A 24019-nucleotide genomic window follows, 5' to 3' on the forward strand; every position below is an offset into this window, starting at 1 on the left:
GGTTATGGCAAAACTGTCCATGATTGCACGTGAAGATAAACGTGCAAAATTGATTGCAAAACACTTCGAGAAGCGTGTTGCACTGAAAGCGATCATCGCCGACGTGAATGCTTCTGATGAAGCTCGTTGGGACGCAGTGCTCAAGCTGCAACAACTGCCGCGTGACTCCAGCCCGAGCCGTCAACGTAATCGTTGCAATATCACAGGTCGTCCACATGGCTACCTGCGTAAATTCGGTCTTTGCCGCATCAAAGTGCGTGAGCACATGATGAAAGGCGAAATTCCTGGCCTGAAAAAGGCTAGCTGGTAATTAATCACGGGAGTTAAGACACATGAGCATGCAAGATCCGATCGCGGACATGCTGACCCGCATCCGCAACGGTCAGGCGGCCCACAAGGTTTCCGTCTCTATGCCTTCTTCCAAGCTGAAAGTAGCTATTGCTAATCTGCTGAAAGAAGAAGGTTACATCGCTGACATTAAAGTGAGCGGAGATGTTAAACCTGAACTGGAAATTGAATTAAAATATTTCCAGGGTAAGCCTGTTGTTGAGCTGATCCAGCGCGTAAGTCGCCCTGGTCTGCGTATTTATAAGAAACGTGGCGACCTGCCAAAGATCATGAATGGTCTGGGTATCGCTGTTGTTTCTACTTCTAAAGGTGTGATGACTGACCGTGCTGCGCGTAAAGCTGGCATGGGCGGTGAGATCATCTGCTACGTAGCGTAAGGAGCTAGGAAATGTCTCGTGTTGCGAAAGCACCTGTTACTATTCCGGCTGGCGTGGAAGTAACCCTGAACGGCCAGGAAATAGCTGTTAAAGGTAAAAATGGCACCCTGAAGCGCATTCTGAACGCTGCAGTTATCGTCACCAAAGAAGAAAATGTGTTGAAGTTCGCACCTCAAGAGGGTGTGACTGGTGCTGACGCGCAGGCTGGTACAGCACGCGCACTGGTAAACAACATGGTTATTGGTGTTACTACTGGCTTCGAGCGCAAACTGGTGCTGGTTGGTGTAGGTTACCGTGCACAGGCGAAAGGTAAGTCTGTTGGTCTGGCTCTGGGTTTTTCCCATCCAATTGACCACGAACTGCCTGAAGGTGTTACCGCTGAATGTCCGACTCAGACTGAAATCGTACTGAAAAGTGCTGATAAAGCTATGTTGGGTCAGGTTGCGGCTGATATCCGTGCCTATCGTAGCCCGGAGCCTTACAAAGGCAAAGGTGTACGCTATTCTGACGAAGTTGTGCGTACTAAAGAAGCTAAGAAGAAGTAAGGTAACACTATGGACAAGAAAGCAGCTCGTATCCGTCGTGCTACTAAAGCACGTCGTAAAATGCTGGAACTGGGCGCGACTCGTCTGGTGGTTCACCGTACTCCGCGTCATATTTATGCGCAGGTTATCGCAGCAAGCGGTGCCGAAGTTTTAGCTTCTGCATCAACTGTTGAGTCAACCATTCGTGAGCAAGTGAAATACACCGGTAACGCCGATGCGGCCGCCGCTGTGGGTAAAGCTATTGCAGAGCGTGCTCTGGCAAAAGGTGTTACCACTGTAGCGTTCGATCGCTCTGGGTTCCAATATCACGGTCGCGTAGCCGCACTAGCTGCTGCTGCACGTGAAGCTGGTCTTCAGTTCTAAGCCAGGAGTCGACAATGTCTAAAATCGAATCTCAAGCCGGTGAACTGCAAGAAAAGTTAGTCGCAGTAAACCGTGTTTCAAAAGTAGTTAAAGGTGGTCGTATTTTCTCCTTCACAGCTCTGACTGTTGTTGGTGATGGTTCTGGCCGCGTTGGTTTCGGTTACGGTAAAGCGCGTGAAGTTCCTGCTGCTATTCAAAAAGCAATGGAACAAGCTCGTCGTAACATGGTTAAAGTAGAGCTGATTGAAGGCACTCTGCACCATCATGTTAAAGGAACCCATGCTGGTTCTACCGTATTCATGCAGCCTGCTTCTCAGGGTACCGGTATCATTGCCGGTGGTGCAATGCGCGCCGTTCTGGAAGTGGCTGGTGTACATAACGTTCTGGCTAAGACCTATGGCTCAACCAATCCGATGAATGTAGTTCGTGCAACAATTGAAGCACTGGCTGACATCAAATCACCGGAACAAGTTGCTGCTAAACGTGGTCTGCGCGTGGAAGAAATCCTGGGGTAATAACGACATGGCTAACAAGACTGTAAAAGTTACACAGACTCGCAGCTCCATCGGTCGTTTGCCGAAGCACAAAGCCTCTTTGCTGGGCTTGGGTTTGCGTCGTATTGGTCATACTGTTGAAGTGGAAGATACTCCATGTGTTCGCGGCATGATCAACCAGGTTTATTACATGGTGAAGGTGGAGGAGTAATCATGCGTTTAAACACTCTTTCTCCGGCTGCTGGTGCAAAATCTGCTAAAAAGCGTGTAGGTCGTGGTATCGGTTCTGGTTTAGGTAAAACTGGTGGCCGTGGTGTTAAAGGTGCCGGTTCACGCTCTGGCGGCGGTGTGCGTGCGGGTTTTGAAGGTGGTCAAATGCCTTTAAAAATTCGTATGCCAAAATTTGGTTTCTACTCTCGTAAAGGCGCGGTAACTGCCGAAGTTCGCTTGAGCGAAGTTGCTAAAGTTGAAGGCGACGTAGTAGATCTGAACACCCTGAAGCAAGCTGGTGTAATCACTAAAGGCATGCAGTTTGCCAAGATCGTTCTCTCTGGGAACATCGATCGTGCAGTGACTGTGCGTGGTGTGAGCGTTACTAAAGGTGCTCGTGCTGCAATCGAAGCTGCCGGTGGCAAAATCGAGGAATAATAAGTAGATGGCCAAGAAACCAGGATTAGTAACACGGGGCTCGCAGGGGGGCCTGAGCGAACTGAAAAGTCGTTTACTTTTCGTTCTAGGTGCTATCATCGTCTTCCGTGCGGGCGCTTATGTGCCGATTCCTGGTATTGACGCTACTGTGCTGGGACAGTTGTTCCAGCAACAGAAGGGAACCATCATTGAAATGTTTAACATGTTCAGTGGTGGTGCCCTGTCTCGTGCATCTATTTTTGCGTTGGGTATTATGCCGTATATTTCGGCTTCAATTATTATCCAGCTACTGACCGTCATCAGTCCTTATTATGCTGAGCTTAAGAAGGAAGGTGAGAGCGGTCGGCGTGTTATCAGCAAGCATACCCGGTGGGGTACTCTGGTTTTAGCCACAGTACAAGCATCCGGAATTGCTACTGGTTTACCAAATATGATGCATGGCTTGGTGCTCAACCCCGGTTTCGGCTTCTACTTTACTGCTGTGGTTAGTCTGGTTACCGGAACCATGTTCCTGATGTGGTTAGGTGAACAAATTACCGAACGTGGTATTGGTAATGGTATTTCGCTGATCATCTTCGCGGGTATTGTTGCTGGTTTGCCCCAAGCTATTGGTGCAACAGCAGAACAGGCTCGTCAGGGTGAGTTGCATATTCTGTTGCTATTGTTGCTCGTTGTTATTGTGTTTGCTGTTACTTACTTTGTTGTATTTGTTGAGCGTGGTCAGCGACGTATCGTCGTAAATTATGCGAAACGTCAGCAAGGTAATCAGATATTTGCAGCACAAAGCACGCATTTGCCGTTAAAACTGAATATGGCGGGTGTTATCCCTGCGATTTTTGCATCAAGTATTATTCTGTTCCCGGGGACGATTGCGTCTTGGTTTGGTCAGGGTGATTCATGGATTGCAAATATCCTGCAAGAAATTTCGATGAGCTTGCAGCCAGGTCAGCCGTTATATGAATTGTTGTATGCAGTTGCCATCATTTTCTTCAGTTTCTTCTATACTGCGTTGGTATTTAACCCTCGTGAGACTGCGGATAATCTGAAGAAGAGTGGTGCATTTATCCCGGGTATCCGCCCAGGAGAGCAGACAGCTCGTTTTATCGATAAAGTAATGACACGTCTAACACTGGCCGGAGCCTTGTACATCACAGCGATTTGCTTGGTACCCCAGTTACTGATGACCTTCTGGCACGTGCAGTTCTACTTCGGTGGTACTTCCTTGCTGATTATCGTTGTTGTCATCATGGACTTTATGGCACAGGTACAAACTCATATGATGTCTCATCAGTATGGGGATGTACTGAAAAAAGCCAATCTTAAAGGCGTAGGCCGTTAATCCGGTCTAATATTGCGGAGTTAAGCAATGAAAGTTCGCGCTTCCGTTAAAGCAATCTGCCGTAACTGCAAAATCATCAAACGCCACGGTGTGGTGCGTGTGATTTGCACTGAGCCGAAGCATAAACAACGCCAAGGCTAATATATTTTCGGTAGAGACTTGAAAAGTCGGGGCTGGCTAAGTACATTAGCCAGCCTACATTTGTGTGTAGGAAGATCACCATGTATCCGGAACGGGCTTTGTGGTGGTCGTAAAATTACTATTTGTTTAGGAGTGGAATAGTGGCCCGTATCGCTGGCATTAACATTCCTGACCATAAACATGCAGTTATCGCGTTAACTGCGATTTATGGCGTTGGCGACACCCGTGCAAAGAGCATTTGCGCAGCAGCTGGTATCGCCGAGGATGTGAAAGTTAAAGATCTGGACGAAGCTCAAATTGAAGCGCTTCGTACTGAAGTTGGTAAGTTTACTGTCGAGGGTGACCTGCGCCGTGAAGTATCCATGAACATCAAACGTTTGATGGACTTGGGTTGCTACCGTGGTTTGCGTCATCGTCGTGGTCTGCCGGTTCGTGGACAACGTACCAAAACTAACGCGCGCACCCGTAAGGGTCCTCGTAAACCGATTAAGAAGTAAACGGGAAGGTAGAAAATGGCAAAAGCTCCTACTCGTGCTCGTAAGCGCGTTAGAAAGCAAGTTAGCGACGGCATTGCACACGTTCATGCCTCTTTCAATAACACAATCGTGACCATTACTGACCGTCAGGGTAACGCTCTGTCTTGGGCAACTGCTGGTGGTTCAGGTTTCCGTGGTTCTCGTAAATCCACTCCGTTCGCTGCACAGGTTGCTGCTGAACGTGCTGGTGAGATCGCCAAAGAGTATGGCGTTAAAAACCTGGAAGTAATGGTTAAAGGTCCTGGTCCGGGCCGTGAGTCATCTATTCGTGCATTGAATGCTGCGGGTTTCCGCATCACCAATATCACGGATGTAACTCCGATCCCGCACAACGGTTGTCGTCCTCCTAAAAAACGCCGTGTATAACGTTGTCTAGTAGGATTGTTGGAGAAAGAACATGGCAAGATATTTAGGCCCAAAGCTGAAGCTTAGCCGTCGTGAAGGCACCGATCTGTTCCTGAAATCAGGCGTTCGTGCTATCGACTCTAAGTGTAAAATTGACACAGCTCCTGGTCAGCACGGTGCGCGTAAGCCACGTCTGTCTGACTATGGTGTACAGCTGCGTGAAAAACAGAAAGTCCGTCGTATTTACGGCATTCTGGAAAAACAATTCCGTAACTATTACCGTGAAGCTACACGCTTGAAAGGTAATACTGGTGAAAACCTACTGCAGTTGCTGGAAGGTCGTCTGGATAACGTAGTTTATCGTATGGGTTTTGCAACGACCCGTGCTGAAGCTCGCCAGCTGGTTAGCCACAAAGCCATCGTAGTAAATGGCAAAGTAGTTAACATTCCTTCTTCTCAGGTTTCTCCTGAAGATGTAGTCACTGTTCGTGAGAAGGCGAAAAAACAAGCTCGTATCAAGGCCGCACTGGACTTGGCTGCGCAGCGTGAAAAGCCAACTTGGATTGAGATCAATGCAGACAAAATGGAAGGCGTTTACAAGCGTCTGCCAGAGCGTTCAGATCTGTCTGCTGACATCAATGAACAGTTGATCGTCGAGCTTTACTCTAAGTAAGGCTTAGCTTCTAAGAGAGGACATAATGCTGGGTTCTGTAACAGATTTTCTCAAGCCACGTTTGGTTGATATCGAGCAACTCAGTCCGACTCATGCCAAGGTAACTCTTGAGCCGTTGGAGCGTGGTTTCGGTCATACTTTAGGTAATGCGTTACGACGCATTCTCCTGTCGTCCATGCCGGGATGTGCAGTTGCTGAGGTTGAGATCGACGGCGTATTGCACGAGTACAGCAGTAAAGAAGGTGTTCAGGAAGATATCCTGGAAATCTTGCTGAACTTGAAAGGCATTGCAGTAAAGCTGGAAGGTAAAGATGAAGTAATCCTTTCGCTGACCAAGTCTGGTGCGGGCCCGGTCACGGCAGGTGATATCATCCATGGTGATGATGTTGTCATTGTCAATCCGGAGCATGTGATTTGTCATCTGACCGGTGCTAATGCTGAAATTAGTATGCGTCTGCGTGTTCAACGTGGTCGCGGCTATGTTCCGGCATCAGCTCGTTTACATACAGATGATGAAGATCGTCCTATTGGTCGTTTGTTACTGGATGCTGCGTTCAGCCCTGTAGTGCGTATTGCCTATAATGTTGAAGCCGCTCGTGTGGAACAACGTACTGATTTGGATAAGTTGGTTATCGATATGGAAACCAACGGCACGCTGGATCCGGAAGAAGCCATTCGTCGTGCAGCCACTATTTTGGCTGAACAATTGGATGCCTTCGTTGATTTGCGTGATGTTTCCGTTCCGGAGAAGAAAGAAGACAAGCCGGAGTTCGATCCGATCCTGCTGCGTCCTGTTGATGATCTGGAATTGACAGTTCGTTCTGCGAACTGCCTGAAAGCAGAAGCAATCCATTATATTGGTGATCTGGTACAACGTACCGAGGTTGAGTTGCTGAAGACTCCTAACCTGGGTAAGAAGTCTTTGACCGAAATCAAAGACGTACTGGCTTCCCGCGGTCTGTCTCTGGGCATGCGCCTTGAGAACTGGCCACCGGCAAGTCTGGCTGATAATTAATCCAGATCGCAGGTTCTACCGATTTTGTTAGAAGGATAAGGTCATGCGCCATCGTTTGAGTGGTCGTCAACTGAACCGGAATGCTAGCCACCGTCAGGCTATGTTCCGCAACATGGCCAGCTCCCTTGTTCGTCATGAGATCATCAAGACGACTTTGCCTAAAGCAAAGGAGCTACGTCGTGTAGTTGAGCCCTTGATTACTCTTGCTAAGAGTGACAGTGTTGCAAATCGCCGTCTGGCATTTGCTCGTACCCGTGACAGAGATGTTGTTGGTAAACTGTTTACTGAACTTGGCCCACGTTTTCAAGGTCGCCCAGGTGGTTACACTCGCATTCTGAAATGCGGTTTCCGCGCTGGTGATAATGCACCAATGGCTTATATTGAGCTGGTTGGTCGTCCGGTAGATGCTGAAGCAGTTACCGAAGAATAAAATAAGGCCGGGGTTTCCCGGCTTTATTTTTTCAGACTATAGTCTGATTGCCATATCCTTTCTTCTCATCTTATGATCTGATCCTTCCTCTGCTATACTGTAACCATAATGAGCAACCGGGATTATCTTCCTGTTTTTTAAGCAGAAATTCATGGTTCGTTTTTAGTTATCTATTGCCAGTGATCTAAAGGATTCGATGCTGATCTCTTCCCGAATTGAGTTAAAGCCCCCATCGCTTGAATGGGTTGAACCACTGCGTCTTGCTTTATCTGAAAGTTATGAATTACATCAATTATTTTTAGATTGGGCAGAACCAGACCCATCTCTGCTGACTGTGACCGCTACAATGAATGTGGCGAAAGAGCAGTTCGAACGTAAAGAACATGAATTACGTTTTATGATTGTGCGACGGGAAGATCAGGCGTTAGTGGGAAGCATCAGTCTGCATGTCAGGGATGTCTCTGTTCCCTATTACGAAATAGGTTATTGGGTCCGGCAATCCGCAACAGGGAAAGGCTATATTACAGAAGCTGTTTTGCTGCTGGCTGACTATGCATTTATTCATTTGCATGCGACAAGGCTAGAGATTCGTACCGCAGCCAGTAATGACAAAAGCCGTGCTGTAGCGGAGCGTGCCGGTTTCAGACTTGAGGCCACATTACAAAATGCGTGCCGTACGCAGGGACATCTGGACGATATGCTGGTGTATAGCCGCATCGGGCATGAAGACATGATCCCGGAGATTGATCTGGTGGATATATCTCCGGAAGAGCTGGATTATTGAGAGATAATCAGTAATTACTCATCGTATTTTTCAATCGGCTTACCCATTTCCGCCATGAGTTGCTGCACGGCCAGCGGGATATCATCCGGATAGTCTTTGCGAAGATCGTCGTCTGCTGGTAGTGGTTGCCCAGTGTAAGCATGTAAAAAAGCTTCGCAGAGTAGTTCACTGTTAGTTGCATGCCGCAGGTTATTTATCTGACGGCGAGTCCGTTCATCTGTCAGTATTTTTAATACTTTCAGAGGAATGGATACAGTGATTTTTTTAACCTGTTCACTTTTCTTGCCATGTTCTGCATATGGACTGATATATTCGCCATTCCACGCCGTTTTCATTTCACACCTGTCATTTCATCCACTCTTCAGCATAGTAACCCGTATGGGCTGTAATGGCAATCCATAGGCAAAGCCATGTAGACGTCCAGAAGTGTTGACGTCTTATTGGTGGTGGGTTACCGTGATACAACGAGCGGCCATCAAGGAACTAGTCATGTCGGATTACCAACAGGAAACATATGCTGTCAAATCGGGAATTGCTGTCGATACACAATTCGGTGCTGTAGTCCCGCCTATTTATTTGTCAACTAATTACACGTTTGCTGGCTTTGGTGAAAAAAGAGAATTTGACTATAGTCGTTCCGGTAATCCAACCCGTAGCACCTTGGCTGGTGCGTTGGCTGCACTTGAGGGGGGGGCAGGTGCCGTTTTCACCGGGAGTGGCATGGGCGCTATTAACCTAGTAACCGCACTGTTATCTGCGGATGATTTGCTGGTCGCGCCACATGATTGTTATGGCGGGACTTATCGGTTATTTCAGCATGTTGCCGCTAAGGGTTCTTACCGCGTGTTGTTTGTTGACCAAACTGATCCGGAAGCATTAGCACAGGCTTTAGCACAAAAGCCGAAACTGGTATGGATTGAGACGCCATCTAATCCATTGCTCCGCGTGGTTGATATTGCGGCTATTTGCCAGCAGGCGCATGCAGTCGGGGCTTTGGTGGCGGTTGATAATACCTTCCTGTCGCCGTTACTGCAGCAACCCCTGGCATTAGGTGCTGATATTGTTGTGCACTCGACAACTAAATATATAAATGGTCACTCCGATGTCGTTGGCGGAGCTGTTATTGCGAAAGAAACCGAATTACACGAAAAACTGGCTTGGTGGGGTAATTGTCTGGGTCATACCGGTGGTGCTTTTGATGCTTATCTGACCTTGCGTGGTCTGCGAACATTAGCACCACGTATGCGTGCGCATCAGGAAAATGCCGCCGCTATTCTGGCATATCTGCAGCAAAAACCACAGGTGACTAAAATTTATCATCCGGGTTTACCTGATCATCCGGGGCATGAGATTGCAAAGCGGCAACAAAAAGGTTTTGGTGCCATGCTGAGCTTTGAAGTTGATTTTGATATCGAACAGTTAAAGCAATTTTTGGGTGGTTTGCAGTTGTTTTGTCTGGCAGAGTCATTAGGTGGAGTAGAAAGTCTGGTAGCTCATCCGGCCAGTATGACTCACGCAGGAATGGATCCGGAAGCCCGGCGTGTGGCGGGCATTTCGGATCAGTTATTACGTTTATCTGTCGGGATTGAGCATATCACCGATCTGCTGGCCGATTTGGAACAGGCTTTCGCTTGTGTTGCCAGCAAGTAGAACAAAAATGATCAATACAGCACGAAGGGGCTGCATTAAGGGGTAATGAAGTATGCCGCATACTGCAACGGGTCACCTGCCAGGACGACAGGTACATAAATTTGGTGGAAGTAGCCTGGCTGATCCGAATTGTTATCGCCGTGTCGCCGGATTAATCGAACAGGAGTCGGATCCGCGGGCTTTAATCGTAGTTTCTGCCGCAGGGAAAACCACGAATCGTTTACTGCAGGTACTGGAACTGAGCGAAGCAGGCGATGATGCTGTTGTTGCGGCACTGAATGGATTGCGAAGCTATCAATTAAGTCTCATCGAAGATGTATTGGATGGGCCGGCTCGTCAGGCGCTGTCGTTACAGCTGATGGAAGATATAGATACAATAACCGGTGTATTGAAGCGTAGTTATGATCGTTATGAACGTAACGGAATATTAGCTAACGGTGAAGTATGGTCCGCTCGTCTGCTGGCAGCACTGTTAACGGAACGTGGCAATCCGGCTGCCTGGCTGGATGCGCGTCGTTTTCTTTCGGCTGAAGAGGGGGCACTGGCCCGGGTCAATGAGCTATTGTCCCGTGAAAAGCTACGTGAAGTCCTGGCGGGTACAGGTGAGCAACGGGTTGTTGTTACCGGATTTATTGCCGCAGACAGTGAGGGGCGGACATTATTGTTGGGCCGCAATGGTTCTGACTATTCCGCTACATTGCTGGGAGCCTTGGCCGATGCAGAATCGACGGCTATCTGGAGTGATGTCGCTGGCGTATATAGTGCAGATCCGCGTTGCGTAAAAGATGCGAAATTGCTGGAGCGTTTGTCACTGACCGAAGCCAATGAACTGGCCAGATTAGGGGCGCCGGTATTGCATTCACGGACGTTACAACCGCTGTTGCACAGTCAGCAAAAACTGGTGCTACGTTCAAGTTATGCGCCTAACGGGGGTGCGTCACATATATTACGCCGTAAATCACAGGTGAAAGGCGCGCGGATTGTGACCTCGCTGGATCAGATTGCTTTAATTGAATTACGTATTCAACCGGGCTGTGACTATGTTGATGCGGTTGCGCACCTGGAAGAGTTATTAGCCGCCCGGCAATTGTCACCATTGGTCAGCAAATGTCAGGAAGATCGCCGGATAGTCCGGCTGGCTTATACGCTGGAAATGGTATCAGATGCGTATCAATTCATGCTGCAGCAACAAGAGCATGCAAATGTCAAAGAAGTCATTCGCCGCGATGGATTCAGTCTGATTGGACTGGTTGGAACGGGTGTTTGCGATAATGCGGAGCAATGTCATCGCTTCTATCGTTTACTGGTCGATCAGCCGCTGGAATTTATTTATACCTCACCTGAGGGTTTGAGTCTGGTTGCCGTTGTACGTGAAATCACTCTGGAGCCGCTGTTGATCGCGCTGCACCATGCTATGTTTCTGCAGACGAAACGAGTCGGTCTGGTCGTATTAGGGAAAGGGAATATTGGCAGTCAGTGGCTGAAGTTGCTGGCGAAAGAGAAGCATCATGTTGAACAGGCCCATCAGCTGACACTGACCTTATACGGATTATTTGATTCCCGGGGCGGCATTCTGAGTGATGACGGACTTGATCCACTGCAGGTTCTGGATAGCTTTGATCCTCAGCCGGTGATTTGGGCCGAATTGCTGGTGCAACTGGAGCAGCACCCATTTGACGAATTGATTATTCTCGATCTTACCGCCAGTGAGACCGTCAGCAGTTATTATCCTGAGTTTGCGCAGATCGGTGCTCACCTGATTACAGCGAACAAATTGGCGGGCGCGGCGGAAAGCGCCTTTTATCAGCGGGTCCGGCAGAGCTTCGCTGAGCATCAGGTACAGTGGCGGTATAACGCTACCGTTGGTGCCGGTTTGCCAGTACAGGCTTGTATCCGCATGATGCTGGAATCGGGGGATCGGGTTCATGGCATCTCCGGTATTTTTTCCGGGACCCTGAGCTGGTTATTCCAGCAGTATGATGGTTCGGTTCCTTTTTCTGAATTGGTGGATCAGGCATGGCAGCATGGTCTGACTGAACCGGATCCTCGGGAAGATCTCTCCGGGCATGATGTAAGGCGTAAGCTGTTGATCCTGGCTCGCGAAGCAGGGCTGGAGCTGGAACCGGATCATATCTCTTTGCAGAGTCTGGTGCCGGTTGAGCTGGCAGATATCCCGCTGGAAGCATTTTTTGAGCGGTTGACCGAGCTGGACAAGACTATTGTGGCGGCTTTTGATGAAGCGAAAGCTCGTGGCAAGGTACTGCGCTATGTTGCCAGACTGGATCGGGATGGTTCTGCCCGGGTAGGTTTGGATATGCTTTCAGCCGAACACCCGTTTGCCAACCTTCGTCCTTGCGATAATATTTTCTCAATTGAAACAGATTTTTATCGTACGAATCCGCTGATCCTGCAGGGGCCGGGTGCCGGACGGGAAGTGACCGCGGCGGCTGTTCAGGCCGATCTCTGGAAAATCTGTGCGACATTAAGATAAAACTAGTAGGCGCGGAATGAAGAAGCATTCACCGCGCCGGCTGCCAATTCGGTGATTTCTATATAATCTACACTGGCTGTTCTCGGACCTGTTTTCAGCCAGTGGATCAATTTTTCCACGGCCTGTGCATCACCCTGCGCGAGCACTTCAACGGAACCATCAGACAGGTTTGTCGCCCGGCCACACAGGCCGAGACGGCTGGCTTCCTGCTGGGTGAAGTAACGGAAGCCCACGCCCTGAACTATCCCGTAAACCTGTATTCTGACGCTGCGTGGCGGTGTCATCTTGTCTGCTCCATCTATCACTTTTATCTGTTTAACTTAGTCACAGCTCCGAATTTCGACAAGTATTACTGCCGATGAAGAACGATCTGAATCGCAATCTGCTCCGTATATGCTGAATGTTACTGTGGAATACAATAAGTCATCAGATCGTTTAACGCTCAGGAATGCAGCATGCCGGAATTACCAGAAGTTGAAGTCAGCCGATTAGGTATTACTCCCTGGATGGAGGGAATAGTAGTAGAGCGAGTGGTTATCCGTCATCCCCGTTTGCGCTGGCCCATTCCGTCGGAGATCCGTTTGCTTGAGGGGCAGCCTTTGCGACAGATTGAACGCAGAGCTAAATATTTGCTACTGCGTTCAACACTGGGAACGGCGATTTTACATCTGGGCATGTCGGGTCGTTTGCGAATATTGCCAATCGGAACGCCGGCAGAAAAACATGATCATGTGGATTTGGAATTAGCGAATGGTAAATTGCTGCGCTTTCATGATCCGCGACGATTTGGTGCTTTATTGTGGACAGCTGAGGATCCTTATCAACACCCGTTGTTAAAGACTCTGGGGCCGGAGCCATTAACGGATGCGTTTACTGCCGATTATTTATGGCAACGCAGCCGGAAACCCCGCAGCGCGATTAAACCGTGGCTGATGGATAACCGTGTTGTTGTGGGTGTTGGGAATATTTATGCCAATGAAGCGCTCTTTATGGCACATATTCACCCGAAACGCGCAGTGAACTCGCTGACACCAGAAGAGAGTCAGGCTTTAGTTGCTGCCGTGAAAAAAGTGCTTGCCCGCGCGATCACGCAAGGCGGCACTACGTTACGGGATTTCATGCGAACTGATGGTAAACCCGGTTATTTTGTTCAGGAGTTACTGGTATACGGTCGGGCAGGGCAACCTTGCACGGTATGTGCGCATCCATTGGAAGAACTGCGCCTTGGTCAGCGCAGTAGTGTGTATTGCCCGATTTGTCAGCCGTTTGCCGGAGGTTATGACTGAGCGAGCTGTAATTGCTTTGCTTTGATTGCCTCAGCAACATTAGGCGTAACAAACTGACCCGCATCGCCACCGTGCAGTGCAATTTCCCTGACCAGCGTGGAGGAAACAAAGGCGTATTGTTCCGCCGGCGGCAGGAATATGATTTCCATTTCCGGCATCATGCGGCGGTACATCGCCGCCAGCTGTGATTCATATTCAAAATCACTGCCAGTCCGGATGCCCCGCAGCAGGATAGTTGCCTGTTGTTCTTTCATGAAGTCAATCAGCAGGTTACTGAATCCGGTAATAGTGACATTAGGCAGTGACTGACAGACCTCTTTTGCCAGAGCGAGCCGCTCCTCCAGTGAAAATAGCGGACGTTTACCCGGACTGGCTGCCACAGCCAGAATGACTTCATCAAATAAGATGGATGCCCGGTTGATCAGGTCGAAATGACCACTGGTCAATGGATCAAACGTTCCGGGGAAAACGACTTTCTGGCGCATGAAAATTTCGCTCAAGAGACATTAATGTTTATTATTATAAAGGCGATATCTGGTGTTTAGATACTGCAATGGATATGCTGCGTAACACTAAAATATCAAGTTGTTATTATACATACAGTAAAAAAACACAAAGGGGATATGGTATGTCTGCATTTTGGGGTGTAATGGCTCGTTTGCTGGTCGTTTCATTATTGGCACTCTCGTTACCTGCTAAAGCATCTATGATGTCGGCACAGGAAACAATGTCTGTACATCAGACCAGTGAACGTACTCAGGTGATGCAATTCCTGGCCAGAGAAGATGTTGCGAAACACATCGCCGCTCAGGGCGTGGACATTGCGCTGGTTCAGCAACGTGTTGCCGCGATGAGTGATGACGAGATTAATCAGTTATCCGATAAAATTGATCAATTACCTGCTGCGGGTAATGCTGTACTGGGTGCAGTGGTATTTGTATTTGTTCTCTTACTGGTGACGGACATTCTTGGTTTAACCAAAGTATTCCCGTTCACGCGTTCTGTTCGCTGAGTTATGCGGTTAATAATTCAAGCCCTCCTGCTGGTGGGCTTTTTATTTTTATCTGCCTGTGCGCAGCGTCCTGTTATCTCCGCTTCAGCCGTTAGCTCTTCGTATAAACAGTTATCGGTGCCATTTATTCAGCAGGATGACGCATATTGTGGCCCTTCGGCTCTGGCAATGGTGCTGGCAGAACAAAATAAGACGGTGTCAGTATCGGATTTGGCTCAGGAAATGCTGCTGCCAGCCAGAGGCGGTTCGTTACAGGCCGAGCTGAAAGCCAGTGTCCGCCGGCAGGGCTATCTGGCGTATGAAATCAAACCTGAGTTGCCTGCATTACTGGCAGAAATCGATGAAGGTCGACCAGTAATTGTGCTGTTAAATCTGGCATTTAACTGGTATCCGAAATGGCATTATGCGGTGGTCACCGGTTATGATTTATCGCATCAGGAGATCATTCTGCATTCCGGTTCTCTGGCGAATCAGCGCTGGACATTCACTCAATTTGACAATCTCTGGCAGCGCGGCGGCCGCTGGGGGTTATTGGCGCTTTCTCCGGTGCAATTACCGCCAGCGTCAGCACAGGAAGATCGTTATCTTCAGGCCGTACTGGATTTAGAGAAGACATCGGGTTCAGCTATTGCTCAATCCGCCTACCAGACCGCATTGCAGCGCTGGCCAGACAACCTGACTGCATTGATCGGTTTAGGGTTAGCCGCATACCAGCAGCAGGATCTGTTGCTTGCCCGACAATGGTTTCAGCGGGCCGCAATTCAGCATCCGTCATCTGCGGTAGCAGCCAACAATCTGGCTCAGACTTTACTGGAGAGCGGTGAGCCGGCAGAAGCGTTTGTCTGGGCGCAAAAAGCGGTCCTGGCCGATGGCGGAGCGCCGGCCAGAGATACCCTGCAGCAAGTTCTGCGTGCCTTGCATGCGGAATAATATGGCCGATATGCAAAGTTACGCCGACGCGGGTAGAATTGCGCGTTCATTTCGCTGAGAGCTATTCCATGACTGCTTCCCGTATTCTGAAAAGTGCCGGACAAATTTGTTGTTTTGACCCTTTGCTGGCACCTGATTTCACACCGGATTACTTTTCGGCTGAATACTGGCAGCAGCAAAATGCGATCACCGGGAAATCCCATGGCCGGGGCGTAACCTGGTTTCTTCAGCATCACTCGGCTCACTGGGTTCTGCGTCATTACTGGCGTGGCGGCCTGATCGGCCGTTATATTCCGGATCAGTTTTTTTATACCGGTCTGAGTTCTTCGCGTGCGTTTGCGGAATTTAATCTGCTGCAAAGGCTGGTGGAGGATGAATTACCCGTGCCGCGACCAGTGGCTGCCCGGATGGTGCGCCAGCGCTGGTATTATCAGGCAGACATCCTGATTGAACGTATTCCGGAAGCCGAAGATCTGGTTCAGATCCTCAAGCGGGAGGCATTATCCCGGGAGACCTGGCAGCAGATTGGACAAGTGCTGGCGCAGTTCCATCAGGCCGGTGTTTATCATTCGGATTTGAACGCACACAATATTTTACGTGATGCCAACGGGAAGATCTGGCTGATTGATTTTGATAAGGGAGCCATCCGCCGTCCGGGGCGTTGGCAGACCAAAAATCTGGCACGGTTGTTACGCTCACTGCAAAAAGAATCGGCATTGCATCCGCTGTTTCACTGGCAGACGGATGACTGGCAAAATCTGCTGGTCGCGTATCACTCCTATCGCTGATTTTATTGCACGATTTTGCTTATTGCCGCGAGACTCTTGGCTATTGCGCCCTGATTAGCGGCAACCACATCAAATCCAACCATACCCATCTCCAACCGTTGCTCCTCTGAGCGGAGTAATGTGATCACGTTTCTTGCCAGCTCATCGTCATTCTGAATGATGTAACAGGCTTTTTTCTCTACGAGTTGTCTGGTTATATCATTGAAATTAAAGAAATGAGGACCGATCAGTGTTGGTTTGGCCAGCGCTGCCGGTTCCAGCAAATTATGCCCGCCAACCGGAACGAGGCTGCCCCCCATAAAGGCCAGATCGGCGATCTGGAAGTAATAAGCCATTTCGCCCATGCTGTCGCCCAGCAATATATTTTCATCTGACGTGGCCGTGCGTTGTTCACTGCGACGACAGAGTGTGAAGCCCTGATTCTGGCAAAGCTGAGCCACATCAGTGAATCGCTCCGGATGACGGGGAACCAGAAGCAGCAAAGTGTCTGGTATCTGCTGCAGGATCTGCCGATGCGCCCGGAGGATCAATTCGTCTTCACCTTTGTGGGTACTGGCTGCGATCCAGACCGGACGATGATTTAATTCCTGACGATATTGCTCACCGGCTTCAATTTGCTTTTGATCCAACTGGATATCAAATTTAATCGAACCTGTGACGGCAATTTGCTGTTCGGCAACGCCTAAGCGTTTAAAGCGTGCGGCATCCTCATGATGCTGACACAGGAGCAACGTTAGCGAATGGCTCATTTGCTGAAAGAAATGGCGTATATGCTGATAACGCTGGCAGGAACGTTCGGACAAGCGCGCATTCAGGATCACGACCGGTATTTTCCGGTGGCCACAGCTGGCTAATAAGTTTGGCCATAATTCTGTTTCCATGATGAGCAACGCCCGGGGCTTGATCTGTTGCAGAAAACGGGCAACGGCACCGGGATAATCCAGCGGTGCGTATCGATGTTCAACCAGATCTCCCAGTCGTGCCGCCTGATCGGCACCGGTACGGGTGGTGGTGGTTAGCAGGATTGGCAAATCCGGATGTTGTTGTTTTAACGCTTTGATTAGAGGCGTTACCGCAATCGTTTCACCAACGCTGACCGCGTGGATCCAGAGCGGAAAGCGGGCATTTGGTGCGGTTACGAAGCCAAAGTGTTCTTTCCAGCGGGAGCCAAAACCCGGTTTGCCTCGTTGAGGGCGATAAAGCAGAAATAAGATTACCGGCAGCAACAAATAAATGAGAAAAGTATAAAGTAAACGCATAGAGAGCGACCGGCAGAGAGTTTGGGCGACAGTATCAGAAAAACCGATCATGCTGGCAAGCAGCGTTTGTTGGTGCACTCACTTTACGGTATTGCTTCATATTAGAGCAATACAGCAGGAAACAGCGGAATTGATAAAAATATACTCTGCTGAGCAGATGGATATCTCGTTTTTCACTTTAGTTAATAAAACTGGATATTTTTACAATTGTGGTATATTCGTCTAGTTTTGGTGATTAATGCTAATTCTGGCTCTATTTTTGCAATTTATAGCAACGATCTATGTTGTAAGAGCTCTGTTTTACCAAAGAATATTTTTCACTCCCGCTCTTGTCTTTCGCCATATGGCAGTGATAGAAAGCGGTAAAACTATTCCGGTTGTGAATAAAAAAGGCCCAAATGGACTTTGTGTCCAATAATCGAGGGAATCTGCATGAAAAAAATGTCAAAACTGATTGTGGCTGCTGCGGTATCGACAGCACTGTTCGGTACTGCTTCTGCGATGGCTGAAGAAACCATCAAAGTGGGTATTGCCGGGCCGGTAACGGGTCCTGTTGCACAGTATGGTGACATGGAATTTACTGGTGGCCTGATGGCAGTTGAGCAGATTAACGCTGCTGGTGGCATCAAGGGTAAAAAGCTGGAAGCGATCAAATATGATGACGCCTGCGATCCAAAACAGGCTGTTGCGGTTGCTAACAAAGTAGTTAACGACGGTGTGAAATATGTGATTGGTCATCTGTGCTCTGACAGTACCTTACCATCCTCTGATGTTTATGAAGATGAAGGTATTCTGATGATCACGCCGGCGGCGACTGCACCGAAAATTACTCAGCGTGATTACCAACTGGTATTACGTACTACTGGTCTGGACAGTGACCAGGGCCCAACCGCGGCAAACTACATCACTTCCGTGATCAAGCCAAAAACTATCGCTGTTATTCATGATAAGAAACAGTACGGTGAAGGCATTGCTACTTCCGTATATGAAACACTGAAGAAAAACGGTGCGAACGTCGTTGATTTCGAAGGTGTTACTGCCGGTGATAAAGACTTTTCTGCTCTGATTGCGAAACTGAAAAAACTGAACGTTGACTTCGTATACTACGGTGGTTATCACCCGGAACTGGGTCTGATCCTGCGTCAGTCTGCCGAAAAAGGGTTCACTGCTAAATATATGGGACCAGAAGGTGTAGGTAACAAAGATATCTCTGCTATCGCGGGTAAAGCGTCAGAAGGCATGTATGTGACCATGCTGAAAAAATACGATGAAGATCCGGCTAACGCCAAAATCGTAGAGGCATTCAAAGCGAAGAAGCAGGATTACTCTGGCCCGTTTGTATGGACCACGTATGCAGCAGTTCAGTCTCTGGCTGCAGGTCTCAATGCAGCTGGTGAAGAACCAGCAGATATCGCTGATTATCTGCGTGCTAATAAGGTCGACACTGTGATGGGTCCACTGGAGTGGTCTGCATCCGGCGATCTGAAAAACTTTAAATTTGGTGTCTATCAGTGGCACGCGGATGGTACATCCAGCGTTCTGCAATAAATATCCGCTAAACTATAAAGCGGGGCTGTTATTACGGCCCTGCTTTTTATTTATCGGGTCAGTCACTTTTCTTTCCGCGCTGATCCACGTCCTTCGCGGATCGCTCAGGAACAACGGTATATGTCAGAACAGATTTTTTACTTTATTCAGCAGTTGCTGAATGGCTTGACTATCGGCAGCACCTACGCGCTGATAGCGATTGGCTATACGATGGTGTACGGCATCATCGGCATGATTAACTTTGCCCACGGCGAAGTCTATATGATCGGCTCCTATATTGGCTTTATGGTCATAACGGCGCTGATGATGATGGGTATCGACAGTTCAGTCCTGCTGATGGGTGCTGCATTTATCGTCTCTATCCTGATTACCAGTTGCTATGGCTGGAGTATTGAGCGTGTAGCCTACCGCCCGTTGCGCGGCAGTAACCGCCTTATTCCGCTGATTTCTGCGATTGGTATGTCGATTTTTCTGCAGAACCTGGTCCGTTTTGCGCAAGGTTCGCGTGATATTGCCATGCCTTCACTGGTGCAGGGCGGAATTGAGTTTGGTCCGGGTAATGCAGCCAGCCTTTCTTATATGCAGATCATCATCTTTGTGGTGACCTTCATTTCTATGTATGGATTATCGAAATTTATTTCCCGCTCCCGTATGGGGCGCGCCTGCCGTGCCTGTGCCGAAGATATCAAAATGGCCAACCTGCTGGGTATTGATACCAACAGTGTGATTGCACTGACGTTCGTCATTGGTGCCGCGCTGGCGTCGATTGCCGGGATCCTGCTCGGACTCTATTACGGTGTGATCAATCCATCTCTGGGCTTTATGGCTGGCCTGAAAGCCTTTACCGCAGCGGTATTGGGTGGCATCGGTTCTATCCCTGGTGCCATGATTGGTGGTCTGATCCTTGGGGTGACCGAGGCACTGACCTCTGCGTACTTAAGTTCTGAATATAAAGATGTGGTGGCGTTCGGCCTGCTGATTGCCATTCTGTTACTGATGCCAACCGGCATTTTAGGTCGTCCAGAGGTGGAAAAAGTATGAAGCATCTTAAACAGGCCTCTGTTGCCGGTTTGCTGACGCTGATTTTGACGCTGTGGTTGTTTTGTTACCAACTGCAGACAGAGGGCGTGGGGATTACCGTCGTTAGCCGTTTGCAGGAAAATGGTCCGCTGATTGCGCTGGCTGTGGTGGTTGTATTTCTGTTCCAGTTATTCCGTGATCAAATCTCAGGCGGTTTTTCTGCGCTGAAAGAAAGTGTTCCTGTGTTGTCGCTGCCAACCACGACCGGAAATCCGCGTTTATACCGGATCCTGCAATTGTTGCTGCTGGCAGGCGTTCTGCTGATAGCATGTTTTGCCTCCCGTAATTTGCTGGATCTGGGTACGCTGATCCTGATCTATGTCATGCTGGGGCTTGGCCTGAATATCCAGGTGGGTCTGGCTGGCTTGCTGGATCTGGGATATGTCGGTTTCTACGCAATTGGCGCTTATACCTATGCCTTGTTAAACCAATATCTTGGTTTGTCCTTCTGGATATGTCTGCCGCTAGCGGGTGGTATGGCTGCGCTGTTTGGTTTCCTGCTGGGTTTCCCGGTATTGCGGCTCCGCGGTGACTATCTGGCAATTGTGACGCTGGGTTTTGGTGAAATCATCCGTATTATGCTGAATAACCTGACCACCATTACCGGTGGGCCAAACGGTATTTCCGGTATTCCGAAACCAACGTTGTTCGGTCTGGAGTTTTCCCGTCGTGCAGAAGATGGTGGTCGTACTTTCCACGAATTTTTCGGTATCAGCTATGACGCTAACTACAAGATTATCTTCCTGTATGTGATGGCGGTTTTATTGGTGCTGCTGACATTGCTGGTTATCAAGCGTCTGCTGCGTATGCCGCTGGGCCGGGCCTGGGAAGCGTTACGTGATGATGAAATTGCCTGTCGTTCACTGGGGCTGAATCCAACAATTATTAAGTTGACCGCATTCTCCATCGGCGCGGCGTTTGCCGGTTTTGCCGGTAGTTTCTTCGCCGCCCGTCAGGGTTTTATCAGTCCGGAATCATTTACCTTTATTGAATCGGCCATCATTCTGGCGATTGTGGTATTGGGCGGAATGGGCTCACTGGCCGGTGTTGTGCTGGCAGCAATTATCATGACCGTATTGCCAGAATTGCGAGCCTTTAATGAATACCGGATGCTGATGTTTGGTCTGCTGATGGTGGTTATGATGTTGTGGCGTCCACAGGGTCTGGTGCCAATGACTCGTCATCATGTGGAGTTGCCGAAATGAGTAAGTTATTAGAAGTCTCCGATCTGTCCATGCGTTTCGGCGGTTTGCTGGCGGTTAACGGTGTGAAACTGCAGCTGAAAGAGAAAGAAATTGTCTCGATTATCGGTCCGAATGGTGCCGGTAAGACCACCGTATTTAACTGTCTGACCGGATTCTATAAACCAACGAACGGCATCATTCGTTTCCGCGGTGAGGAAATTCAGGGTTTGCCTGGTCACGAGATTGCCCGTAAAGGGGTGGTCCGTACCTTCCAGCACGTGCGTCTGTTTAAAGAGATGACCGTACTGGAAAACCTGCTGGTGGCTCAGCACCGCCACATGAATACCAATTTCATCGCAGGTTTACTGAAAACCCCGGCATTCCGTCGTTCTGAACGTGAAGCGCTGGAACGGGCAAAGTTCTGGCTGGACACCATCGGTCTGACCGATCTGTCGAACCGTTCTGCGGGTAATCTGGCTTATGGTCAGCAACGTCGCCTGGAAATTGCACGTTGTATGTGTACTCAGCCAAAGATCCTGATGCTGGATGAACCGGCTGCCGGTCTGAACCCGAAAGAAACAGAAGATCTGAATAATCTGATCCGTCAGTTGCGAGATCAGTTTGATGTATCTGTATTACTGATTGAACACGATATGAAGCTGGTTATGGATATTTCCGACCATATTTTCGTGGTGAATCAGGGAACACCTTTGGCTGACGGGAAACCGGCAGAAGTGCGTGATAATCCGGCCGTGATCAAGGCCTATCTGGGCGAGTCATAGGAGATAGCCGATGTTAGAAGTAAAAAACGTCTCTACCTTCTACGGTAAGATCGCGGCATTAACTGATGTCAGCGTACATATCAAAAAGGGTGAAATCGTTTCACTGATTGGTGCGAACGGTGCGGGTAAAACTACACTGCTGATGACCATTTGTGGTGATCCAAAACCGTCACAAGGTCAGATCATTTTCGAAGGTCGTGACATTACTCAGGATTCCACCTCGACCATCATGCGTGGGGATATTGCGATTGTGCCGGAAGGTCGTCGTATTTTCTCCCGTCTGACCGTGGAAGAGAACCTGAGCATGGGTGCGTTCTTCATTAATGATAAAGCTGAAAAAGTCGCGTTGATGGACGAAGTGTTCAATCTGTTCCCTCGTTTGAAAGAACGTATTAACCAGCGTGCCGGTACCATGTCTGGTGGTGAACAGCAGATGCTGGCGATTGGCCGCGCTTTGATGAGTAAACCACGTTTGCTGTTTCTGGATGAACCTTCACTGGGGCTGGCTCCGCTGGTGATCCAGCAGATTTTCGATATCGTGCAGCAATTACGTGAAGAGCGCGGTATGACTATCTTCCTGGTAGAGCAGAATGCAAATCAGGCGCTGAAACTGGCGGATCGCGGTTACGTTCTGGAAACGGGGCGTATCGTACTGGAAGATACCGGTGCTGCGTTGCTTGCGAACCCGGCAGTACGCAATGCCTATCTGGGTGGTTAATTATTTTCAAAAATAGATCTTTTCTGTAACAATCGGGTAAACTGTGCTCATTCCTCTGAGGAGACCGTGATGTCACAGTTTACCCGCATTTCCATCCAACAGGCCGCTGCGCTGTTACAACTCCCATCCGTGTGTCTGGCTGATATCCGGGATCCTTCATCCTTTAATGCCGCGCATGTTACTGGTGCCTTTCACCTGACGAATGATACCTTGCCGCAATTCACGCAGCAGATCACTAAAGAAACGCCTGTACTGGTTATGTGTTATCACGGTAATAGCAGCCAGGGAGTTGCTAATTATCTGACCAGTATCGGGTATGAAAAAGTCTACAGTATTGATGGCGGTTTCGAAGGCTGGCGGCACGTATATCCCTATACGGCAACAGTATGATTCAGCTGATCCAATTGAATGATCCGCATCTGGCTCAGATGCTGGCGGATTATCTGCAAACGCAGAATATGCCTTGTCAGGTACAAAGCTCTGAAACAGGTATCTCAGTTTGGCTGCTGGATGAGACGAAAACCTCTGCTGCCGAGAGGGAAGTGCAGCGCTTTATCCTTGAACCCCATCATCCCCGGTACCGGGAGGCCGCCTGGCAACAGGAAAAGCCGGCGACCTGGCGATCAGCTACCGATTCCAGCTTAATGACAGAGTTAATGCTGCAGGCGCAACCGCTGATGCTGGTGGTGTCATTCTTAATGATCGCTGTGTTCCTGCTGTATTGGTTAACTATCCCGGTAGAGTCCCTACTGACTTTTGAATGGCCGTGGCAACGTGGTCAAATCTGGCGGTTGTTCACACCGGTGTTTCTGCACTTTTCTGTTCTGCATCTGGTATTCAATCTTGCCTGGTGGTGGTATCTCGGCGGACGCACAGAACAGCGGTATGGTGTTATCAAGCTGGCTATTGTGCTGATTTCCGGCGCACTGATCCCGAATGTCTTACAGGCTATGGTTTCCGGTTCATTATTTGGCGGCATGTCAGGTGTCACCTACGCTCTGCTTGGTTATCTATGGCTGCGGGAACGGAACTCAGAAGACCCCTCACAAGTCACTGTTTCGAATGGCCTGTTTATTTTTATGCTCGTCTGGCTGGTGCTGGGGTTTACCAATCTATTAGGATTCAATACCGCTAATCTGGCTCATCTGGGTGGTTTACTGGTCGGGTTGATACAGGGATGGCGGGACAGTCACCGGACTATTTCCGGCCCGGCTTAACGGTCAACTCAATTTTGATACGGACATATCCCATTT

32 protein-coding genes are annotated in these 24019 nt (G+C 49.0%); 28 read left to right on the top strand and 4 right to left on the bottom strand.

Going from position 1 to position 24019, the window contains the following annotated elements; all coding sequences use genetic code 11:
• Window positions 1-4: 4 nt before the first annotated feature.
• From rpsN to TOLA_RS00655, 15 genes are all read left to right on the top strand, one after another.
• A complete protein-coding gene (gene rpsN / locus TOLA_RS00585; RefSeq protein ID WP_012728341.1) occupies window positions 5-310 on the top strand; it encodes a 30S ribosomal protein S14 in 306 nt (101 codons plus the stop codon).
• A gap of 22 nt (window positions 311-332) precedes the next feature.
• A complete protein-coding gene (rpsH, locus tag TOLA_RS00590; RefSeq protein WP_012728342.1) occupies window positions 333-725 on the top strand; it encodes a 30S ribosomal protein S8 in 393 nt (130 codons plus the stop codon).
• An 11-nt stretch (window positions 726-736) separates the two neighbouring features.
• A complete protein-coding gene (gene rplF, locus TOLA_RS00595; RefSeq protein WP_012728343.1) occupies window positions 737-1270 on the top strand; it encodes a 50S ribosomal protein L6 in 534 nt (177 codons plus the stop codon).
• Window positions 1271-1279: 9 nt separating this feature from the next.
• Entirely contained in the window at window positions 1280-1633 is a 354-nt protein-coding gene (gene rplR / locus TOLA_RS00600) for a 50S ribosomal protein L18 (protein WP_012728344.1), read from the top strand.
• 14 nt (window positions 1634-1647) lie between these two features.
• The gene (gene rpsE, locus TOLA_RS00605) at window positions 1648-2148 is read left to right on the top strand and encodes a 30S ribosomal protein S5 (protein WP_012728345.1); all 501 of its coding nucleotides are present in this window, start codon (window positions 1648-1650) and stop codon (window positions 2146-2148) included.
• A 7-nt stretch (window positions 2149-2155) separates the two neighbouring features.
• A complete protein-coding gene (gene rpmD / locus TOLA_RS00610) occupies window positions 2156-2338 on the top strand; it encodes a 50S ribosomal protein L30 (protein WP_012728346.1) in 183 nt (60 codons plus the stop codon).
• Between the two features lie 2 nt (window positions 2339-2340).
• The gene (rplO, locus tag TOLA_RS00615; RefSeq protein ID WP_012728347.1) at window positions 2341-2775 is read left to right on the top strand and encodes a 50S ribosomal protein L15; all 435 of its coding nucleotides are present in this window, start codon (window positions 2341-2343) and stop codon (window positions 2773-2775) included.
• A 7-nt stretch (window positions 2776-2782) separates the two neighbouring features.
• Window positions 2783-4114 (top strand): preprotein translocase subunit SecY, encoded by a 1332-nt coding sequence (gene secY / locus TOLA_RS00620; RefSeq protein ID WP_012728348.1) that lies wholly within the window; start codon window positions 2783-2785, stop codon window positions 4112-4114.
• A 27-nt stretch (window positions 4115-4141) separates the two neighbouring features.
• The gene (rpmJ, locus tag TOLA_RS00625) at window positions 4142-4255 is read left to right on the top strand and encodes a 50S ribosomal protein L36 (protein ID WP_012728349.1); all 114 of its coding nucleotides are present in this window, start codon (window positions 4142-4144) and stop codon (window positions 4253-4255) included.
• 140 nt (window positions 4256-4395) lie between these two features.
• Complete coding sequence (gene rpsM / locus TOLA_RS00630) at window positions 4396-4752, top strand: 30S ribosomal protein S13 (RefSeq protein WP_012728350.1); 357 nt, start codon at window positions 4396-4398, stop codon at window positions 4750-4752.
• Between the two features lie 15 nt (window positions 4753-4767).
• Window positions 4768-5157 carry a 30S ribosomal protein S11 gene (gene rpsK, locus TOLA_RS00635; protein ID WP_012728351.1) on the top strand — a complete coding sequence of 130 codons (390 nt, stop codon included), beginning with the start codon at window positions 4768-4770 and terminating at the stop codon, window positions 5155-5157.
• Window positions 5158-5188: 31 nt separating this feature from the next.
• Entirely contained in the window at window positions 5189-5809 is a 621-nt protein-coding gene (rpsD, locus tag TOLA_RS00640) for a 30S ribosomal protein S4 (RefSeq protein WP_012728352.1), read from the top strand.
• A gap of 25 nt (window positions 5810-5834) precedes the next feature.
• Window positions 5835-6824 (top strand): DNA-directed RNA polymerase subunit alpha, encoded by a 990-nt coding sequence (locus TOLA_RS00645; protein WP_012728353.1) that lies wholly within the window; start codon window positions 5835-5837, stop codon window positions 6822-6824.
• 43 nt (window positions 6825-6867) lie between these two features.
• Complete coding sequence (gene rplQ, locus TOLA_RS00650) at window positions 6868-7254, top strand: 50S ribosomal protein L17 (RefSeq protein WP_012728354.1); 387 nt, start codon at window positions 6868-6870, stop codon at window positions 7252-7254.
• A gap of 196 nt (window positions 7255-7450) precedes the next feature.
• Window positions 7451-8038 (top strand): GNAT family N-acetyltransferase, encoded by a 588-nt coding sequence (locus TOLA_RS00655; protein ID WP_012728355.1) that lies wholly within the window; start codon window positions 7451-7453, stop codon window positions 8036-8038.
• 14 nt (window positions 8039-8052) lie between these two features.
• Here the strand turns inward: TOLA_RS00655 and metJ are convergent, their stop codons facing one another.
• The gene (gene metJ, locus TOLA_RS00660; protein WP_012728356.1) at window positions 8053-8373 is read right to left on the bottom strand and encodes a met regulon transcriptional regulator MetJ; all 321 of its coding nucleotides are present in this window, start codon (window positions 8371-8373) and stop codon (window positions 8053-8055) included.
• 154 nt (window positions 8374-8527) lie between these two features.
• Between metJ and metB the strand changes: the two genes are divergently transcribed.
• Both metB and TOLA_RS00670 read left to right on the top strand, forming a co-directional pair.
• Window positions 8528-9688, top strand: coding sequence for a cystathionine gamma-synthase (gene metB, locus TOLA_RS00665; protein ID WP_012728357.1), 1161 nt, complete (start codon window positions 8528-8530; stop codon window positions 9686-9688).
• Between the two features lie 52 nt (window positions 9689-9740).
• Entirely contained in the window at window positions 9741-12179 is a 2439-nt protein-coding gene (locus tag TOLA_RS00670) for a bifunctional aspartate kinase/homoserine dehydrogenase II (protein ID WP_012728358.1), read from the top strand.
• Between the two features lie 2 nt (window positions 12180-12181).
• Here the strand turns inward: TOLA_RS00670 and yccX are convergent, their stop codons facing one another.
• Complete coding sequence (gene yccX / locus TOLA_RS00675) at window positions 12182-12463, bottom strand: acylphosphatase (protein WP_012728359.1); 282 nt, start codon at window positions 12461-12463, stop codon at window positions 12182-12184.
• 171 nt (window positions 12464-12634) lie between these two features.
• Here yccX and mutM point away from each other — a divergent pair, with 171 nt between their 5' ends.
• Window positions 12635-13465, top strand: coding sequence for a bifunctional DNA-formamidopyrimidine glycosylase/DNA-(apurinic or apyrimidinic site) lyase (mutM, locus tag TOLA_RS00680; protein ID WP_012728360.1), 831 nt, complete (start codon window positions 12635-12637; stop codon window positions 13463-13465).
• Here mutM and coaD read toward each other — a convergent pair.
• Window positions 13456-13950 (bottom strand): pantetheine-phosphate adenylyltransferase, encoded by a 495-nt coding sequence (gene coaD / locus TOLA_RS00685; protein ID WP_012728361.1) that lies wholly within the window; start codon window positions 13948-13950, stop codon window positions 13456-13458. The two genes, mutM and coaD, sit on opposite strands and share 10 nt — an antisense overlap.
• Before the next feature lie 143 nt (window positions 13951-14093).
• Between coaD and TOLA_RS00690 the strand changes: the two genes are divergently transcribed.
• The 3 genes from TOLA_RS00690 (at window position 14094) to TOLA_RS00700 (ending at window position 16195) form a co-directional block, all read left to right on the top strand.
• Complete coding sequence (locus TOLA_RS00690) at window positions 14094-14477, top strand: PA2779 family protein (RefSeq protein ID WP_012728362.1); 384 nt, start codon at window positions 14094-14096, stop codon at window positions 14475-14477.
• Between the two features lie 3 nt (window positions 14478-14480).
• Window positions 14481-15407, top strand: coding sequence for a PA2778 family cysteine peptidase (locus tag TOLA_RS00695; RefSeq protein WP_012728363.1), 927 nt, complete (start codon window positions 14481-14483; stop codon window positions 15405-15407).
• A gap of 68 nt (window positions 15408-15475) precedes the next feature.
• On the top strand, window positions 15476-16195 hold the full coding sequence (locus TOLA_RS00700; protein WP_012728364.1) for a 3-deoxy-D-manno-octulosonic acid kinase: 720 nt from the start codon (window positions 15476-15478) through the stop codon (window positions 16193-16195).
• A gap of 2 nt (window positions 16196-16197) precedes the next feature.
• Here TOLA_RS00700 and waaA read toward each other — a convergent pair whose 3' ends face one another.
• Window positions 16198-17454 carry a lipid IV(A) 3-deoxy-D-manno-octulosonic acid transferase gene (gene waaA / locus TOLA_RS00705; protein WP_041609433.1) on the bottom strand — a complete coding sequence of 419 codons (1257 nt, stop codon included), beginning with the start codon at window positions 17452-17454 and terminating at the stop codon, window positions 16198-16200.
• A 432-nt stretch (window positions 17455-17886) separates the two neighbouring features.
• On the opposite strand from waaA, the gene TOLA_RS00710 reads away from it, so the two are divergent.
• The 7 genes from TOLA_RS00710 (at window position 17887) to glpG (ending at window position 23983) form a co-directional block, all read left to right on the top strand.
• Window positions 17887-19002 carry a branched-chain amino acid ABC transporter substrate-binding protein gene (locus tag TOLA_RS00710; RefSeq protein ID WP_012728366.1) on the top strand — a complete coding sequence of 372 codons (1116 nt, stop codon included), beginning with the start codon at window positions 17887-17889 and terminating at the stop codon, window positions 19000-19002.
• A gap of 120 nt (window positions 19003-19122) precedes the next feature.
• On the top strand, window positions 19123-20043 hold the full coding sequence (livH, locus tag TOLA_RS00715; RefSeq protein ID WP_012728367.1) for a high-affinity branched-chain amino acid ABC transporter permease LivH: 921 nt from the start codon (window positions 19123-19125) through the stop codon (window positions 20041-20043).
• A complete protein-coding gene (locus TOLA_RS00720) occupies window positions 20040-21287 on the top strand; it encodes a high-affinity branched-chain amino acid ABC transporter permease LivM (protein WP_012728368.1) in 1248 nt (415 codons plus the stop codon). Before livH ends, TOLA_RS00720 begins: the two co-directional genes overlap by 4 nt.
• Window positions 21284-22048: a high-affinity branched-chain amino acid ABC transporter ATP-binding protein LivG gene (gene livG, locus TOLA_RS00725; RefSeq protein WP_012728369.1), complete on the top strand. Its 765-nt coding sequence runs from the start codon at window positions 21284-21286 to the stop codon at window positions 22046-22048. The genes TOLA_RS00720 and livG overlap by 4 nt, the downstream gene beginning before the upstream one ends.
• A 10-nt stretch (window positions 22049-22058) precedes the next feature.
• Complete coding sequence (locus TOLA_RS00730; RefSeq protein WP_012728370.1) at window positions 22059-22766, top strand: ABC transporter ATP-binding protein; 708 nt, start codon at window positions 22059-22061, stop codon at window positions 22764-22766.
• 69 nt (window positions 22767-22835) lie between these two features.
• Window positions 22836-23156 carry a thiosulfate sulfurtransferase GlpE gene (glpE, locus tag TOLA_RS00735; protein WP_012728371.1) on the top strand — a complete coding sequence of 107 codons (321 nt, stop codon included), beginning with the start codon at window positions 22836-22838 and terminating at the stop codon, window positions 23154-23156.
• The gene (glpG, locus tag TOLA_RS00740) at window positions 23153-23983 is read left to right on the top strand and encodes a rhomboid family intramembrane serine protease GlpG (RefSeq protein ID WP_012728372.1); all 831 of its coding nucleotides are present in this window, start codon (window positions 23153-23155) and stop codon (window positions 23981-23983) included. The genes glpE and glpG overlap by 4 nt, the downstream gene beginning before the upstream one ends.
• Window positions 23984-24019: the final 36 nt, after the last annotated feature.

The sequence above is a fragment of the Tolumonas auensis DSM 9187 genome (assembly GCF_000023065.1).
Taxonomy (GTDB): Bacteria; Pseudomonadota; Gammaproteobacteria; order Enterobacterales; family Aeromonadaceae; genus Tolumonas; species Tolumonas auensis.